The sequence below is a fragment of the Micromonospora sp. NPDC092111 genome (genome assembly GCF_044755745.1).
Lineage (GTDB): Bacteria > Actinomycetota > Actinomycetes > Mycobacteriales > Micromonosporaceae > Micromonospora.
Genome location: NZ_JBIVRQ010000012.1, coordinates 114289 through 129346, shown reverse-complemented (window position 1 = coordinate 129346; position 15058 = coordinate 114289). Strand labels below are relative to the sequence as shown.

Here is a 15058-nt window from a genome sequence, read left to right as displayed (position 1 = left end):
TCCGTCGTAGGGTGAGGACATGGGCATGCTCTGCGCGGTCAGCTTCAACCGGTACGGGCGCCTCTACTACCTCGACCCCGGCGAGTTCCGCCCCCAGGTCGGTGACCGGGTGCTTGTCCCCACCGACGACGGGCCCGAGGTGGCGGAGTGCGTCTGGGCCGCGCAGTGGGTCACCGAGGACACCGATGGTTTCCCGAAACTGGCCGGCCTGGCCGGCGACGACGACCTGCGCCGCGACGAGCTGCTGCGCCGGCGCAAGGCCGAGGCGAAGGTGGCCGCGAAGCGGCTGATCCGGGAGCACGGTCTGCCGATGAAGGTGGTCGCCGTGGACCACGTCCTCGCCGCCCCCGAAGGCAGCGGTGACCGGACGACGATCTACTTCACCGCCCCGCACCGGGTCGACTTCCGCTCGCTGGTCCGCGACCTGGGCGCGACCCTGCACTGCCGGGTGGAGCTACGCCAGCTCTCCGCCCGGGACTCGGCCCGGGTGCAGGGCGGCATCGGCTCCTGTGGCCGGGACCTGTGCTGCGCCACCTTCCTCAACGACTTCGAGCCGGTGACCATCCGGATGGCCAAGGACCAGGACCTGCCGCTCAACCCGCTGCGGATCTCCGGCGCCTGCGGCCGACTGATGTGCTGCCTCAAATACGAGCACCCGCTCTACCAGCGTTTCCAGGAGTCCGCGCCGGCAATCGGCAGCCGGGTCAGCACCCCGGACGGCGACGGCAAGGTGGTCGGCCACAGCGTCCCGAGGGACGCGGTGACGGTCCGCCTGGACGCCGACGGCTCCCGCTGCTCCTGCTCCCGCGCCGCAGTCTGCGCCCCCCGCCAAGCCCACGACCAGCACTACACCCCCTGACCCCCCACCCCCTCCCCCCACCCCTCCCTCCCCCACCCCCCGCTCCGCGGGTTGATCAAGAGGTTTGCGTCAACGTGGACCGGATCCCTGACCGAAACCTCTTGGTCAACTCGGGATCCCTCCGGGCGGGTGGGCGAGGGGTGTGTCGGTCGGCTGGTTAGGGGAGGGTGATGGGGGGTTCGGCCAGGCGGGGGGTCAGTGGGGTGCGGGGGGTCAGCCAGGAGGCGGTGGAGGACTGGTCGGGGTTGAGCCGCCAGGCGTGGGCGACCCGGTCGACCGCGATCGGGTAGATGGTCAGCGAGCCGTCCGGGTCGATGCGCATCCGCAGGAACGACTTCGCGTCCTCGATGCCCTGGCCGGCGAAGAGTTCGTTGACGTTCACCCCGAACGCCCCGGCCAGCAGCAGGTACGCGGCCACCAGTTGGCTGGCCACCAGCCCGCTCACCGGGCCGTAGAGCACGGCGGCGGCCACCACCGGCAGCGGCCACGGCCAGTCGTAGAACGGCAGGTGCAGCCAGGCCCAGGTGCCGGCGGCGGCCAGTGCCACGTGCGCCAGCCCGTGGCCGACGCCGAGGATCCAGTGCCGGGCGTGCCGTTTCCCGCCCGCGCTGGGCGGCTTGGCGAAGAACGCGGCGCCGAGCAGCGTCACCCCCAGCATGATCACCAGCGGGACGCTGAAGAGTCGCTGCTCGGTGCCAGTCCGGTTCGCCGCGACGCCGGCCATGGCCAGCATCAACAGCGTGTGCAGGGTGCCCAGCAGGGTGCCGAAGCCCGGGTTGCGCCGGGGCAGCCGGTGGAAGATCCCCCAGGCGTAGCCACGGGAGCGGGCCGCGTCCGGGAACCGGGCCATCAGGTCGTACGCGCGGGTGCGGCTGGCCCGCCGGGACAGGGTGTCCTTCGGCGGCACCTCGATCCGCTCCGGCAGCTTGTGCGTCGGGTAGAGGTACGCGCCGCCCCCGCCGCAGGTGACCAACTGCCGCCCCGGGCCGGCGTACCGGGCGTAGTGGTGCAGGTCGCCGGAGACCAGCAGGCGCACGTGCGCGCCGGTCGGCGCGATGATCGTCCGGACGAAGTAGTCGATCGAGTCGTACGCGGTGGGATGGTCGACGGATTTCACCCAGGTCGGGGCCGGCACCGCCAGGATCACCCGGCAGTCGGGGCCGAGCCGGCGGGCCACCTCGTCGAAGTAGGCGAGCTGCGGATCGTCCAGGTACGACCCGGACTGGTCGTCCAGGCCGAGTAGCCACCACCCCGCCGGCAGTTCCACCGCGAAGTACGACCGGGACTGGCCGGTGCCCCAGCCACCGAAGTTCCGGTCCCGGGAGCGGACGAAGAGCCGCAGGAACGCGGTCAGCCCGTCGTACCAGTCGTGGTTGCCGGGGACGGCGAAGAGCGTCGGCCGCTCCGGCGGGGCCACCGGCAGCGCGGCCTGGTACGGCCCCTTGCAGCGGTCCTCGTACGCCTCGTAGGCCGCCGACGGGTAGACCTGGTCGCCGCCCATCACCAGGGTCTGCGCCCGGGGCAGCCGGTGCCCGTCCACCGTCAGCTCCGGCTGGGCGAGCAGGTACGCCACCGAGTACGTAGCGTCGAAGCCGTCGCCCAGGTCGGCCACGTAGTCCAGCCAGAGCCCGCCGTCCGGCCCGACCTGCCGGCCGATCTTCGAGTCCAGCGCGTTCTGCAGTTCCCGCTTGTCCAGGTACGCCCCGAACAGCATCGCCAGCAGCGTACGGATGCCGGTGCTGATGAGGAGGAACGGCGCGAGCCAGGGCACCGGCTTGCGGGGCGTGAAGCCCAGCTCGACCGGGTCGGTGCCGCGCGGCCGGCGGGCGGCCCGGTCGCCCAGGGCGTGCTCCGCGGCCTGGTCGGCGGTGGGCTGGCCGGCGGTGGGCTGGCCGGCGGTGGGCTGGTCGGCTGCGGCCTGGTCGGCGGTGGGGTGGTCGCCCGTGGCGTGGTCGTCGCTCACTCGGGCAGCCTAGACCGGCACGCTGTGCGACCGTGTGCCCTGATGTCCGGATCGGGCGGCGGGGAACCCCCTCGGCCGGGGGTGGGGTCGTGCCGTACACTTGACGATCGTTGCCGCCTTAGCTCAGTCGGCTAGAGCGACGCACTCGTAATGCGTAGGTCGACGGTTCGATTCCGTCAGGCGGCTCCAAGGTGTGAGGCCCTGGCCAGCAGGAATGCTGACCAGGGCCTCACGTTTCTCTATGCGCTCTCGAATCGCCCCGCGGCGACCCCCGATAGCGCCCGTGAGTGATCAGGTTCGACAGCCCGCGACACGTCGGGCGTCGCCCGCTGCGTGTCCGCGTCTGCGTGTCCGCGTCTGCGTGGCTCGCGTCTGCGTGGCTCGGGTCGGTCCCGTCTCCTGGGGCGCGTGGTCCACGGACGTTCCTCGCCCATCGACATCACGACCTGGGCGGTATGCCCCTCCGGCATAAATATGACGGAGGGGCATACCCCGCCAACCCGATAGTCGCCCCGCGTCAGGTTGACCCAGCGTGACGCCTGCGGCGACTGTCGGGCTTCCGGTCGGACCGGGTGTCGACCCGCCGCCGATATCCTTGGCGGGTGCTGCCCCTGCCGCCCGGTGACTTCCGGGCCTACCTCTTCGACTGCGACGGCACCATCGTCGACTCCATGCCGGTGCACCACCTCGCCTGGCAGGCCGCGCTCGGCGAGTGGGGCTGCGACCTGCCCGAGGACCTCTTCTACGCGTGGGGCGGCCGGCCGGTGGCCGACATCATCGTCGACCTCAACGAGCAGCACGGCCTGGCCATGCCGGTCGACGTGGTGGCCCGCCGCCGGGAGGACGCGTACCTGCGGTTCCTGCCGCAACTCACCGCCGTACCCGGGGTGCTGGCGCACATCGAGGAGGCGCACCGGCGGGTGCCGTTCGCCGTGGTCTCCGGCAGCACCCGGGAGTCGGTGACCGCCTCGCTCACCGCGCTCGGCCTGCTCGACCGGTTCGACGTGTTGGTCTGCGCCGAGGACTGCGCCCGGGCCAAGCCGGACCCGGAGGGCTACCTGCGCGCCGCCCGGCTGCTCGACGTGGCCCCGGAGCACTGCCTGGTCTTCGAGGACACCGACCTGGGCGTCGCGGCGGCCACGGCGGCGGGGATGCCCTCGGTACGGGTCCCGCCGCCCTGGCAGCGGCGACCGGTTCAGCGGTAGAGGTTGTCCGCGTACGTCGGGCCGTAGTGGCGTTCCAGGTCGGCCAGGCTCTCCGCCGGCGTCTCCACCTCCTTGATCAGGCGGGCCCGGGACGGCAGCACGTCCGGCTGCCAGGTCTCCGGCCGCCACAGCTCGGAGCGGAGGAACGCCTTCGCGCAGTGGTAGAAGATCTGCTCGACGGCCACCTCGACGGCGAGGACCGGCCGGTGCCCCTGGACCAGCATGTCGTCGAAGTACGGCGCGTCGCGGACCAGCTTCGCCCGGCCGTTGATCCGCAGGGTGTCGGTCCGGCCGGGGATCAGGAAGATCAGCCCAACGTGCGGATTGTCCAGGATGTTGCGGTACCCGTCGGCCCGCCGGTTGCCCGGTCGCTCCGGTACGGCGATCGTCCGGTCGTCCAGCACCCGGGCGAAGCCGGCCGGATCGCCCTTCGGGGAGACGTCGCAGGTGCCGTCCGCGCCGGCCGTCGCCACCAGGCAGAACGGCGCGGCGGCCAGCCACTGCCGGTCCCGTTCGTGCAGCACGGCCCGTTCCTTGGCTGCCGCCCGTGCCCCCGGCACCCCCAGTAGTTCGCGCAGTTCCTCGTGTGAGGTGATCTCCACCGTCACGTCCGCCTCCCCCGACCGTTGATCTCGGTGGCGGTCCGGCGCGACGCCGGCCGCCGTCCGTCAGCCTATGCGGGCGTGGCGAGTTGGAGGTTTGCCCACCACGACGGCGGGTACCGGCTCACCCAGCGCCCCGGACGCGAGCAGTGGAGGCCCCGCCATGGAGAGCCGACTGAAGGTGCTGGGGCACCCGGTCCATCCGATGCTGGTGATGTTCCCGGTGGCGCTCCTGGTCACCGGCACGCTCTTCGACATCGTCGACACGGTCGGCGGTCCCGGTTTCCTCGCCGACGTGGCGTACTGGAACATCACCGTCGGCCTGGTCGGCGGCCTGCTGGCCGCAGTGGCCGGCACGTTCGACCTGCTCGCCATTCCGGCCGGCACCCGGGCCAAGCGGGTGGCGCTCACCCACGCGGCGGCGAACGTCGCGGTGATCCTGCTCTTCGCCGCCGTCTGGGCGGTCCGGCTGAACGCCGACTCCCGGGCGGCCGGCGGTGCGTTGATCGCCATCGAGGTGGTCGGCGTGGCCATCCTCGGCGTCAGCGCCTGGCTGGGTGGGGAACTGGTCGACCGGCTCGGCGTCGGGGTCGACCGGGACGCCAACCTGGACGCCCCCAGCTCGCTGCGGTCCCCGACGGCCGCCGGACGGATCGGAGACGTGCGATGACCGAGCAGCAGGGCCGGGGCTGGCGGGGCCGGCAGCAGGGCTGGGACCCGATGGGGGAACTCCAGATGCTGCGCGCCGAGCTGAGTCGGCTGGTCGGTGGCCGGGGCAGTTCGCCGGACGTCGAGCTGACCGAGACCGCCGACGGCTGGGAGGTGGTGGTGCGGCTGCCCGGGGTGGCGCCGGAGGAGGTCGCCGTCGAGCTGGACGACCGGCAACTCTGCGTCCGGGCCCGGTCGGAGGCCGAGGTCAACGCCGACCAGGGCATCCCGGGCGGCTTCGAGACCCGGGGCTTCGAGTACCGGGTGGACCTGCCGTCCCGGGTGGACCCGGACACCATCGACGCGGTGATGGACCACGGCCTGCTCCGGGTCCACCTGCCCCGGGCCCGGCGGCCCACGCCGCGCACCATCACCGTCGGCCGTGCCGGCTACCGGGGCGGTCCGGCCGCCGGCGGTACGACCACCGTGCCGGACCCGGCGGCGGACCGGGAACTGCACCACCCGGACACCACCGTCGCTCCCGTCGACCGGCCGTAGGGGTCGCGTGGCCACCCCGCTTCCGCTCGGCCCGGTGGGCGAGCGCGTGCCCGACGTGTCCCGGATCGCCGTGCTGCGGGCCAATGCGCTCGGCGACTTCGTCTTCCTGCTGCCGGCGCTGGAGTCGCTGCGGGCCGCGTACCCGGGGGCGGAGATCGTGCTGCTCGGCGCGCCGTGGCACGCGACGCTGTGGCGCGACCGGCCCGGCCCGGTCGACCGGGTGCTGGTGGTCCCGCCGGCCCCCGGCATCCGCGAACCCGGCCCCGGTGAGGAGCCGGCGGCGCTGGACGACTTCCTGGCCGGCGTCGCGCGGGAGGGCGTCGACCTGGCGGTGCAGGTGCACGGCGGCGGCGCGAACTCCAACCCGGTGATGAGCCGGCTGGGTGCCCGGGTCACCGCCGGACTGCGCGCCGAGGACGCCCCGCCGCTGGACCGGTGGATCCGGTACGTCTACTACCAGCCCGAGGTGATCCGCTACCTGGAGGTGGTCGCCCTGGTCGGGGCGCCCGCCGTCACGGTGGTCCCGGCGTTGGCCGTCACCGACGCCGACCGGGCCGAGGCGCGGGCCGTGCTCGGCGAGCCGGCGCGTCCCCGGGTGGCGCTGCACCCGGGCGCGACCGACACCCGGCGGCGCTGGCCGGCGGAGCGGTTCGCCGAGGTGGCCCGCGCGCTGCACGGCGACGGGTACGAGGTGCTGGTCACCGGCACCCCCGCCGAGCAGTCGGTGGTGGACGCGGTGGTCGGGGCGGCCGGCGTGCCGGTCCGCCCGCAGGTCGGCACGCTCAGCCTCGGCGGGCTGGCCGCCGCGTACGCCGGCTGTGCGCTGGTGGTCTCCAACGACACCGGGCCGCTGCACCTGGCCGGCGCGGTGGGCACCGCGACGGTCGGCGTCTACTGGGTCGGCAACCTGATCAACGGGGCGACGCCGCTCCGGGCCCGGCACCGGCCGATCGCCTCCTGGACGACGCACTGCCCGGTCTGCGGCGTCGACTGCACGCCCGGGATCTACCCGCACCGGCCGGGCGACGGTGACTGCCCGCACCGCGACTCGTTCGTCACCGACGTGCCGGTGGTGGAGGTGCTGGAGGCCGCCGCCGACCTGCTGCGCCCGGCACCGGGCACCTCCGGGCGCTGATCAGGCCGGCTGCGGGGCGTCGGTGTCGGCGAGGACGACCTCCCACGCCTCCACGTCCCGCTCGGTGACCGTGGTCGGCGACTCTAGGTGGTACGCCCCGCTGGGCAGGACGCCGGCCCCGCCGTGCCGGGCCAGCACCGCGAGCTGGGCGGCGACGTCCTCACCCTGGTGTTTCGCCGGCAACCGCCGCCAGAAGTCGAAGCCGCCCGAGTCGACCAGCGCGGCCCGGTCGTAGAGTACGCAGCCGCCGATCCAGGAGACCTTGTACGCCCGCCAGGCCCCCGGCGGCAGGTCCACCTTCTGCTGTACGTGCAGCAGGTTCGCCGCCGGGTGGATGGCCGCCCGGTGCCACTGCGGGGTGTCCGGTCGGATCCGTTCGGGGACGACCGGCCCGTCCCACTCCTCGTAGTGCCGGTGCGTCTCGGGGCGTACGTCGTCGGCGTACGACAGGCCGTGCACCGCGTTGCCGACGAACCCGCAGCCCAGTTCCTCGATCGCGGCGACCAGCCGGGGCAGGGTGCCCGGCTCCAGCCAGACGTCGTCGTCGAGGCAGAGCACGTACCGGGCCACCGACCGGTCCAGCAGGTACGCCCGGTGTTCGGCCAGCCCGCGCCGGGGCAGCCGTCGGGTGAGCAGCACCGGGTGACCCCGGTGTCGCAGCGCCCGGACCATGGTGGCCGCCGCCGGGTGCGCGTACGCCGGGTCGCCGTCGGACTGGTCGCTGACCACCACGCCGAAGCCGGGCACCCCCTCCTGGGCGGCCAGCCCGGAGAGGGCGACCGCCAGTTCGGCCGGCCGGTTGCGGGTGGGGATCAGCACGTCGAGCCGGCGGGGTCGGCGGAACTCCTCGGCCGTGCCGGGGTCGAGCGGTCGGTTCACGCGGTCCTGCCCATGCTCTGCGGGGTCGGGGTGGTGCTGTCCGGCGGGGCGTCCGCGCCGGGCGGGGGGCCGGCGGCCTGGGCGGGCCGCTCGGGGCTGCCGGCCTGGGCGGGCTGCGGGGAGCCGACGCCCTGGGCACGGATCCGGTCGATGATCGCCGAGGTGGACCGGTCCGGCACGTACCCGAGGGTGCGCACCTGCCCGCCGAGCCGGCGGACCAGTGGTGCCTCGGGGACCATCTCCGGCGGGTAGTCGCCGCCCTTGACGTACACGTCGGGCCGGACGGCCTCGATCAGCCCGGCCGGCGAGTCCTCCTCGAAGACCACCACGTGGTCCACGCAGGACAGCGCGGCGAGCAGGGCGATCCGGTCCTCGACCGGGTTGACCGGCCGGTCCGGTCCCTTCAGCCGGCGGACGCTGCGGTCGGAGTTGACCGCGACCACCAGCAGGTCACCGAGGGCCCGGGCCTGTTCCAGGTAGCGCACGTGGCCGGGGTGCAGCACGTCGAAGCAGCCGTTGGTGAAGACGACGGACCGGCCGGCCCGCCGGTGGTCGGCGACGATGGCGTCCAGCTCGCCGGCGCCGACCAGCGTCGGGTGGGCGGTGCCGTCGGGCGCGCCGAGCGCGTCGAGCAGGTCCTCCCGGCGGCAGACGCAGGTGCCGGTGTCGGAGACGGTGATGGTGGCGGCGAGCTGGGCGAGCTGCGCGGCGGTGGGCAGCGGCGCCTCGGCGGCCAGGGCGAGGGTCATCGCCGCCAGGTACGCGTCCCCCGCGCCGACGGCGTGGCTGGCCGGCACCGGGGTGCTGTGGCTGCGCCGGGGTGCACCGTCCGAGCCGCCGACGACGGCACCCTCGGTGTCCAGGGTCACCGCGACCACGTCCGCGCCGGTGTGCGCGCGTAGCTCGGCCAGTCGGGCCTCGGCCAGGACGGCCCGGTCGACGCCCTCGCCGACGGTGGCGTTGACCGTCACGCCGGCCCCGGTGACGCTCAGCCCGTCGCCGGTCATCGCGACCCGACCCTCGCCGGCGGTCGGCTCGCCGGTCGGCCCGGTGGGTGCCCGGCCGACGCCGCCCGGGGCGGTGCCGACGACGAGTTCCGACGGCCCGTCCGCCGGGTCGTCCGTCGGGTGGTCGAGGTGCAGGTCGGTGCCGCCGGTACGGGCCGGGGCGGGCGGTGCGCCGAAGCCGGCGGCGGCGCGGGCCAGCAGTCGGGTCGCCTCGGCGAAGCTCGGCGTGACCACGGTCGGGTTCAACCCCCGCCAGTCGGCCAGGTCGTGGGCGTCCAGGGCGACGGTCGCGTACCGGTGCCGGTTGGCGACCAGCCAGGCGCGTACCGGGGCGGGCAGCGCGCCGAGGCCGTAGTCGCAGACCACCAGGGTGGGTACGGCTCCGCCGGCCACCGCCTTCAGCTCCTCGGTGGCGCGGTCCAGCGCGGTGAGCAGCCGGGCCACCCCGCCGTCGTCGAGCAGTTCGTCGGGGTCGCCGGAGTCCTCCCGGAGCAGGATCTGGTTGCCGGCGAGCATCCGCCGCTTGACCGGGGTCGGCCGGTGCGGCTCGCTGACCGTCCGGTCCCAGACGCCGGCCCGGTCCAGGCAGTCGTGCAGTTCGTCGCCGGCCACGTCCGCGCCGACCGGGGCGACCAGCAGCGCCCGGCCGCCGAGGGTGGCGACGTTGACCGCGGTGTTCGCGGCGCCGCCGGCGGCGGTGATCCGCCGGCGCAGGGTGAGGATCGGCGCGGGCGCCTCCCGGCAGAGCCGGTCCGACTCGGCGAAGCGCCACTCGTCGAGCATGGCGTCGCCGACGACGACGACCCCACGCCCCAGCCAGCTCTCCACGACGGTGGCGAGCCGGCGCTGTTCCGCTGCTGCTCCTGCCATGCCCACCGGGGTCCCCCGGCCCGGCCTGGCCAAACCTGACCCGGCCGGCGCCGGGGCGGCGGGTGTCGTCAGGTTTCGGCCCCACCCGCACCGACCCCACCCCCGCTGGCGAGGTGATCATGGGTTGGTGGCGCTGGGGGAGCGAGAACCGCCGCCCACCGGGACGTTTTTCCGGGTGCGGAGGCATGTTCGGGGGGATCGGGGAAAGAAGGCGGGATGACCGCCCAGACCAACGACCACCCGGTGCTCCAGGCCCGCCAGCTCCGCCTGCTGATGTTCGGCCTGATGACCGGCATGCTGCTGGCCGCGCTGGACCAGACCATCGTCGGCACGGCCCTGCCCACCATCGTCGGCGAGCTGGGCGGGATCAACCACTACTCGTGGGTGGTCACCGCCTACCTGCTCGCCTCGACCGCCTCCACCCCGCTGTACGGCAAGATGGCCGACCTGTACGGGAGGCGGCCGGTCTTCCTCTTCTCGATCGGCACGTTCCTGCTCGGCTCGCTGCTGGCCGGACTGTCCCAGAACATGACCCAGCTCATCGTCACCCGGGGTGTGCAGGGTATCGGCGCCGGCGGCCTGATGACGCTGGCGTTCACCATCATCTCGGACGTGGTCTCACCCCGGGAGCGCGGTCGCTACCAGGGGCTCTTCGGGGCGGTCTTCGGCCTGTCGTCGGTGGCCGGGCCGCTGGTCGGCGGCTACTTCGCCGAGACCAACTGGCGGTGGATCTTCTACATCAACGTGCCGCTGGCGATCCTGGCGATCGTGGTCTGCTACCACGTGATGCGGTTGATCCCGTTCACCCGCCGGGACCACGCGATCGACTGGATCGGCGCGGGCCTGCTGGTCGGCGGGGTGAGCTGCCTGCTGCTGGCGCTGAGTTGGGGCGGCAACGAGTACGCCTGGGGTTCCGGGGTGATCATCGGGCTCTTCGGCGCCGGCGTGGTGCTCGGGGTGCTCTTCGTGCTCCAGGAGGCCCGGGTGGCCGAGCCGATCCTGCCGCTGCGGCTGTTCCGCAGCGCCACCTTCGCGTTGGCCAACGCGGCCGGTTTCGTGCTCGGTCTGGTGATGTTCGGGTCGATCATCTTCATCCCGCTCTACCTGCAGATCGTCAAGGGCGCCTCACCGACCCGGAGCGGCCTGCTGATGCTGCCGATGATGGCCGGCATCATCGTCACCTCGATCCTCACCGGCCGGGCGATGAGCCGGATCGGCCGGTACAAGTGGTTCCCGGTCGCCGGCTCGGCGGTGCTGGTCGCCGGCATGCTGCTGTTCACCCGGCTGGCGGTGGACACCTCGCTCTGGGCGGCCTTCGGCTACATGGTGGTGATCGGGGTCGGGCTGGGCCTGTGCATGCAGTCGCTGATCCTCGCCGTGCAGAACGCGGTGGACGTCCGCGACCTGGGGGCCGGCACCTCCTCGGCGACGTTCTTCCGGTCGCTGGGTGGCTCGTTCGGCGTGGCCATCCTCGGTGCGGCGCTCTCCTCCCGGCTCACCGCCCAGCTCGCCGACCGGCTGCCGGGGGCGATCGCCCAGCTTCCGCCGGAGCAGCGGGCGGCGGTCGCGGCCCGGGGCGGGACGAACGTCTCGATCAACGATCCGGCGACCATCCTGGCCCTGCCCGGCCCGGTCCGGGCGGCCATCCAGGCGGCCTTCGTCGAGTCACTGCACCTGGTCTTCCTGACCACCGGCCTGATCGCCGTGCTGGCGGTGCTGGTCACCCTGGCGCTCCCCGACCTCCAGCTACGCGGTGCGGGCCCGCAGGGCGCGACCGGCGGCGCCGACCCGCTCGGCGGCGAGGCCCCCGCCCCCGGCGGCAAGCCGATCACCAAGGAGACGAAGGAGGAGGCGGCCACCGACATGAACGCCAAGTCGCAGACCATGCTGTGACGACCGCGCCGCCGTCACTTGAGGATCAGGCGGTTGGTCTGTTCGAAGACGTCCAGGTCGGCGAGGGTCTCCGGGACCGAGGCCGACAGTGGCGCGGGGAACTCGTGCCGGTGGAAGAAGCCGGCGTCGGTGGTCTCGTCGGTGATCGGGGTCAGCTCGCCGTCCCAGTCTTCCACCCGGAACGCGGTGGTGAAGATCTGGTACGTGTGCCCGTACATGTTGGTGTGGGTGCGGTCCGGGCCGGTGTAGAGGGCGAAGGCGCTGACCCGCAGGGCCCGCAGCCCGGTCTCCTCGCGTACCTCGCGGACGGCGCAGTCGGCGATCGACTCGCCCAGCTCCATCGCGCCCGCCGGCAGCGCCCACTGGCCGTTGTCCGAGCGCTGGATCAGCAGCACCCGTCCCGCGTTGTCGCGGACCACGGCCCGGGCTCCGACGAACATCAGCGTCCGGTCACCGGCCAGGGCACGCAACTGCCCCACGTACGAGTCGGCCCAGGAGATGCTCACCCGGACAATCTACGCAGGATCGCCGAGGGGGTCCGGCTTTCCGGGGTTCCCAACGTGTGACCGGCGACACTAGTTTGTTACCCATGCGTAGCACGATGATGGACGCCCCGCTCCAGGTGTCCCGGATCCTCGCACACGGCTCCACCGTGCACGGCGCGGCCGAGGTCGTCACCTGGACCGGGGCCGAGCCCCGCCGGATGTCGTACGCCGAGGTGGGTCGCGTCGCGGCCCGGCTCGCCCACGCGCTGCGCGACGAGTGCGGGGTCACCGGCGACGAGCGGGTCGGCACCTTCATGTGGAACAACAACGAGCACCTGGTGGCGTACTTCGCGGTGCCGAGCATGGGTGCGGTGCTGCACACCCTGAACATCCGGCTCTTCCCCGACCAGGTGGCCTACATCGCCAACCACGCCGAGGACCGGGTGGTGCTGGTCGACTCGACGCTGATCCCGCTGCTGGCCCGGGTGCTCGGCGAGCTGACGACCGTCCGGCACGTGGTGGTGGTCGGCGGCGGCGACCCGGAGCCGCTGCGGGCCGTGGCCGGCGACCGGGTCACCTTCCACCGGTGGGACGACCTGCTGGCGGGGCGTCCGGACAGCTACGACTGGCCGGAGGTGGACGAGCGGGACGCCGCCGCGCTCTGCTACACCTCCGGGACCACCGGCAACCCCAAGGGCGTCGCCTACTCGCACCGCTCGCTCTACCTGCACTCCCTCCAGGTCTGCATGCCGGAGGGCTTCGGGCTCGGGCCGGGCGACCGGGAGTTGGCCATCGTGCCGATGTTCCACGCGATGTCGTGGGGTCTGCCGTACGCGGCCTTCCTCTCCGGCGCGTCGCTGATCATGCCGGACCGCTTCCTCCAGGCCGCGCCGATCGCCGAGATGATCGCCGCCGAGCGGCCCACCCTGGCCGGCGCGGTGCCGACCATCTGGAACGACCTGCTGGCCCACCTGGACGCCCACCAGGTGGACATCTCCTCGCTGAAGGAGGTGATCGTGGGCGGCTCGGCCTGCCCGCCGGCGCTGATGCACGCGTTCGCCGACCGGCACGGCATCGACGTGATCCACGCCTGGGGGATGACCGAGATGTCCCCGCTCGGCTCGGTGTCCCGGGTGCCGGCCGGGGCCACCGGCGAGGCGGCCTGGCGCTACCGGTACACCCAGGGCCGGATCCCGGCCGGGGTGGCCGCCCGGATCGTCGGCCCGCTGGGCGAGCCGCTGCCCGCCGACGGGACGTCGGTGGGCGAGCTGGAGGTCCGGGGGCCGTGGGTGACCGCCAGGTACGTCGGTGACGACGCCCCCGACGCCGAGAAGTTCCGGGACGGCTGGCTGCGTACCGGTGACGTCGGGATGCTCTCCCCGGACGGCTACCTCACGCTCACCGATCGGGCTAAGGATGTGATCAAGTCCGGCGGGGAATGGATCTCCTCGGTGGAGCTGGAGAACGCCCTGATGGCCCATCCTGATGTGCAGGAGGCGTGTGTGGTCGGGGTGCCGGACCAGCGTTGGGGGGAGCGTCCGCTGGCCACCGTGGTGATCCGGGAGGGCGCGTCGACCAGTGTGGAGCAGCTCCGTGAGTTCCTCGCCGGCTCGGTCGCGCACTGGCAGCTACCGGAGCGCTGGGCGGTGATCGACGCGGTGCCGAAGACCAGCGTCGGCAAGTTCGACAAGAAGGTGGTGCGTTCGCGGTACGCCGACGGCGACCTGGAGGTACGGGAGCTGGCGGGGCCGTAACAGTTTTCGGCGCTTCGTCGCCGTTGGGGGTAGGGACGTAACTCCTGAAGCATCCCTCCCCAGGGGCGGCCCCGGCGTTCGCACCGCGCCGGGGCCGCCCGTTCCACGCGGGGCGACCCGCAACGTCATTGTTGCGAAACTTGCTCAGCTCTGTCCGGGCGATCGCGAAATGACCTCACGAACTACTCCTCGGCGGTGCCGATCAGCACCTTCCCCACCACCGAGTCCTCCACCGCCTGGTGGGCCGCGGCGGCCTGGGCCAGCGGGTACCGGTGCAGCGGCAGGCCGGCCTCCTCGCCCACCCGTACCGCCCCCTGCGCCACCGCCGCCGCCACGTCGGTGACCGCCTGCGCCTTGGCCACCTTCGGCTCGGTGTAGACCAGGACGAACTGCCAGCGGGCGTTCGGCACCATCAGCGGCCGGATCGGCAGGGTCAGCTCGTCGCCGCCGTCGTCGGCGTACACGCAGACCGCCCCGCCGGCGCGCAGCAGCCGTACGTCGGCCGCCGCGTTGCGGGCCGCGGAGACCTCGACGATCGTGTGCACCCCGTCGGGGGCGATCTTGTGAACCTCCTCGACCACGTCCTGCTCCCGGTAGTTGATCACGAAGGAGGCGCCGGCCGCCGCCGCGAGCTGCGCCTTCTCCGGACTGCTCACCGTCGTGATGACGCAGGCGTCGGCCCAGCGGGCGAGCTGGATCGCCGCGTTGCCGACGGCACCCGCCCCACCCTGCACCAGCACCACGTGGTCGCTGAGCGCCCCGGCGTGCAGCTTGTCCGGCATGTACTCGCCGACGGTCAGGCAGCGGTGCGCGGTGAGGAACGGGATGCCCAGGCAGGCGCCCAGGTCGAACGAGGCGGCACCGAGGGGCACCACCTGGCGGACCGGGACGACGGTGTACTCGGCGGCGGTACCCCACGGACGCTGCCAGGCGGCCTCCCAGATCCACACCCGCTCGCCGGTCAGCTCCCGGTCGACGCCCTCGCCGACCGCCTCGACCACCCCCGCGCCGTCCTGCCCCGGCGTCTGCCAGCCGGCCGGCAGCGGCCACTGGCGTCGGCTCTTCCAGTCGGTCGGGTTCACCCCGGAGACGGCCAACCGGACCAGCACCTCGCCCGGACCGGGCTCGGGCACCGGCCGGTCGACAAGCTGGAGCACCGAGGGGTCACCGGTGCGCTCGTACACGATCGCCTTCATCGCC

At 73.4% G+C, this 15058-nt stretch carries 13 protein-coding genes and 1 tRNA gene; 8 read left to right on the top strand and 6 right to left on the bottom strand.

From position 1 onward, the window contains the following. The first annotated feature begins 19 nt into the window (after window positions 1-19). Window positions 20-859, top strand: coding sequence for a stage 0 sporulation family protein (locus tag ACIQG9_RS22340; RefSeq protein ID WP_400405485.1), 840 nt, complete (start codon window positions 20-22; stop codon window positions 857-859). A 157-nt stretch (window positions 860-1016) separates the two neighbouring features. Here the strand turns inward: ACIQG9_RS22340 and ACIQG9_RS22335 are convergent, their stop codons facing one another. Then, window positions 1017-2822 (bottom strand): metallophosphoesterase family protein, encoded by a 1806-nt coding sequence (locus tag ACIQG9_RS22335; RefSeq protein ID WP_400405482.1) that lies wholly within the window; start codon window positions 2820-2822, stop codon window positions 1017-1019. 112 nt (window positions 2823-2934) lie between these two features. Here ACIQG9_RS22335 and ACIQG9_RS22330 point away from each other — a divergent pair. Both ACIQG9_RS22330 and ACIQG9_RS22325 read left to right on the top strand, forming a co-directional pair. After that, window positions 2935-3011 (top strand) — tRNA-Thr (locus ACIQG9_RS22330). 413 nt (window positions 3012-3424) lie between these two features. Continuing rightward, a complete protein-coding gene (locus tag ACIQG9_RS22325) occupies window positions 3425-4027 on the top strand; it encodes an HAD family hydrolase (RefSeq protein ID WP_400405480.1) in 603 nt (200 codons plus the stop codon). Here ACIQG9_RS22325 and ACIQG9_RS22320 read toward each other — a convergent pair. Beyond that, window positions 4018-4635: a pyridoxamine 5'-phosphate oxidase family protein gene (locus ACIQG9_RS22320; protein ID WP_400405477.1), complete on the bottom strand. Its 618-nt coding sequence runs from the start codon at window positions 4633-4635 to the stop codon at window positions 4018-4020. The genes ACIQG9_RS22325 and ACIQG9_RS22320 overlap by 10 nt on opposite strands. Before the next feature lie 157 nt (window positions 4636-4792). On the opposite strand from ACIQG9_RS22320, the gene ACIQG9_RS22315 reads away from it, so the two are divergent. Genes ACIQG9_RS22315 through ACIQG9_RS22305 form a run of 3 tightly spaced genes read left to right on the top strand, consistent with a single transcriptional unit; the run spans window position 4793 to window position 6970 of the window. Next, window positions 4793-5299 (top strand): DUF2231 domain-containing protein, encoded by a 507-nt coding sequence (locus tag ACIQG9_RS22315; protein WP_400405475.1) that lies wholly within the window; start codon window positions 4793-4795, stop codon window positions 5297-5299. Continuing rightward, complete coding sequence (locus tag ACIQG9_RS22310; protein ID WP_400405473.1) at window positions 5296-5835, top strand: Hsp20/alpha crystallin family protein; 540 nt, start codon at window positions 5296-5298, stop codon at window positions 5833-5835. Before ACIQG9_RS22315 ends, ACIQG9_RS22310 begins: the two co-directional genes overlap by 4 nt. 7 nt (window positions 5836-5842) lie before the next feature. Next, window positions 5843-6970, top strand: a complete 1128-nt coding sequence (locus ACIQG9_RS22305) for a glycosyltransferase family 9 protein (protein WP_400405471.1) — start codon at window positions 5843-5845, stop codon at window positions 6968-6970. On the opposite strand, the gene ACIQG9_RS22300 is transcribed toward ACIQG9_RS22305, so the two are convergent. Both ACIQG9_RS22300 and rfaE2 read right to left on the bottom strand, forming a co-directional pair. After that, the gene (locus ACIQG9_RS22300) at window positions 6971-7849 is read right to left on the bottom strand and encodes a glycosyltransferase family 2 protein (protein WP_400405468.1); all 879 of its coding nucleotides are present in this window, start codon (window positions 7847-7849) and stop codon (window positions 6971-6973) included. It lies immediately after the preceding gene. Beyond that, on the bottom strand, window positions 7846-9726 hold the full coding sequence (gene rfaE2, locus ACIQG9_RS22295) for a D-glycero-beta-D-manno-heptose 1-phosphate adenylyltransferase (RefSeq protein ID WP_400405467.1): 1881 nt from the start codon (window positions 9724-9726) through the stop codon (window positions 7846-7848). The genes ACIQG9_RS22300 and rfaE2 overlap by 4 nt, the downstream gene beginning before the upstream one ends. Window positions 9727-9942: 216 nt before the next feature. On the opposite strand from rfaE2, the gene ACIQG9_RS22290 reads away from it, so the two are divergent. Continuing rightward, window positions 9943-11619, top strand: a complete 1677-nt coding sequence (locus ACIQG9_RS22290; RefSeq protein ID WP_400405464.1) for an MDR family MFS transporter — start codon at window positions 9943-9945, stop codon at window positions 11617-11619. A 14-nt stretch (window positions 11620-11633) separates the two neighbouring features. On the opposite strand, the gene ACIQG9_RS22285 is transcribed toward ACIQG9_RS22290, so the two are convergent. Beyond that, a complete protein-coding gene (locus tag ACIQG9_RS22285; protein WP_400405461.1) occupies window positions 11634-12125 on the bottom strand; it encodes an NUDIX domain-containing protein in 492 nt (163 codons plus the stop codon). Between the two features lie 98 nt (window positions 12126-12223). Between ACIQG9_RS22285 and ACIQG9_RS22280 the strand changes: the two genes are divergently transcribed. Continuing rightward, entirely contained in the window at window positions 12224-13858 is a 1635-nt protein-coding gene (locus tag ACIQG9_RS22280) for a fatty acid--CoA ligase (protein WP_400405647.1), read from the top strand. A 182-nt stretch (window positions 13859-14040) separates the two neighbouring features. On the opposite strand, the gene ACIQG9_RS22275 is transcribed toward ACIQG9_RS22280, so the two are convergent. Further along, window positions 14041-15054, bottom strand: a complete 1014-nt coding sequence (locus ACIQG9_RS22275; RefSeq protein ID WP_400405458.1) for an NADPH:quinone reductase — start codon at window positions 15052-15054, stop codon at window positions 14041-14043. Window positions 15055-15058: the final 4 nt, after the last annotated feature.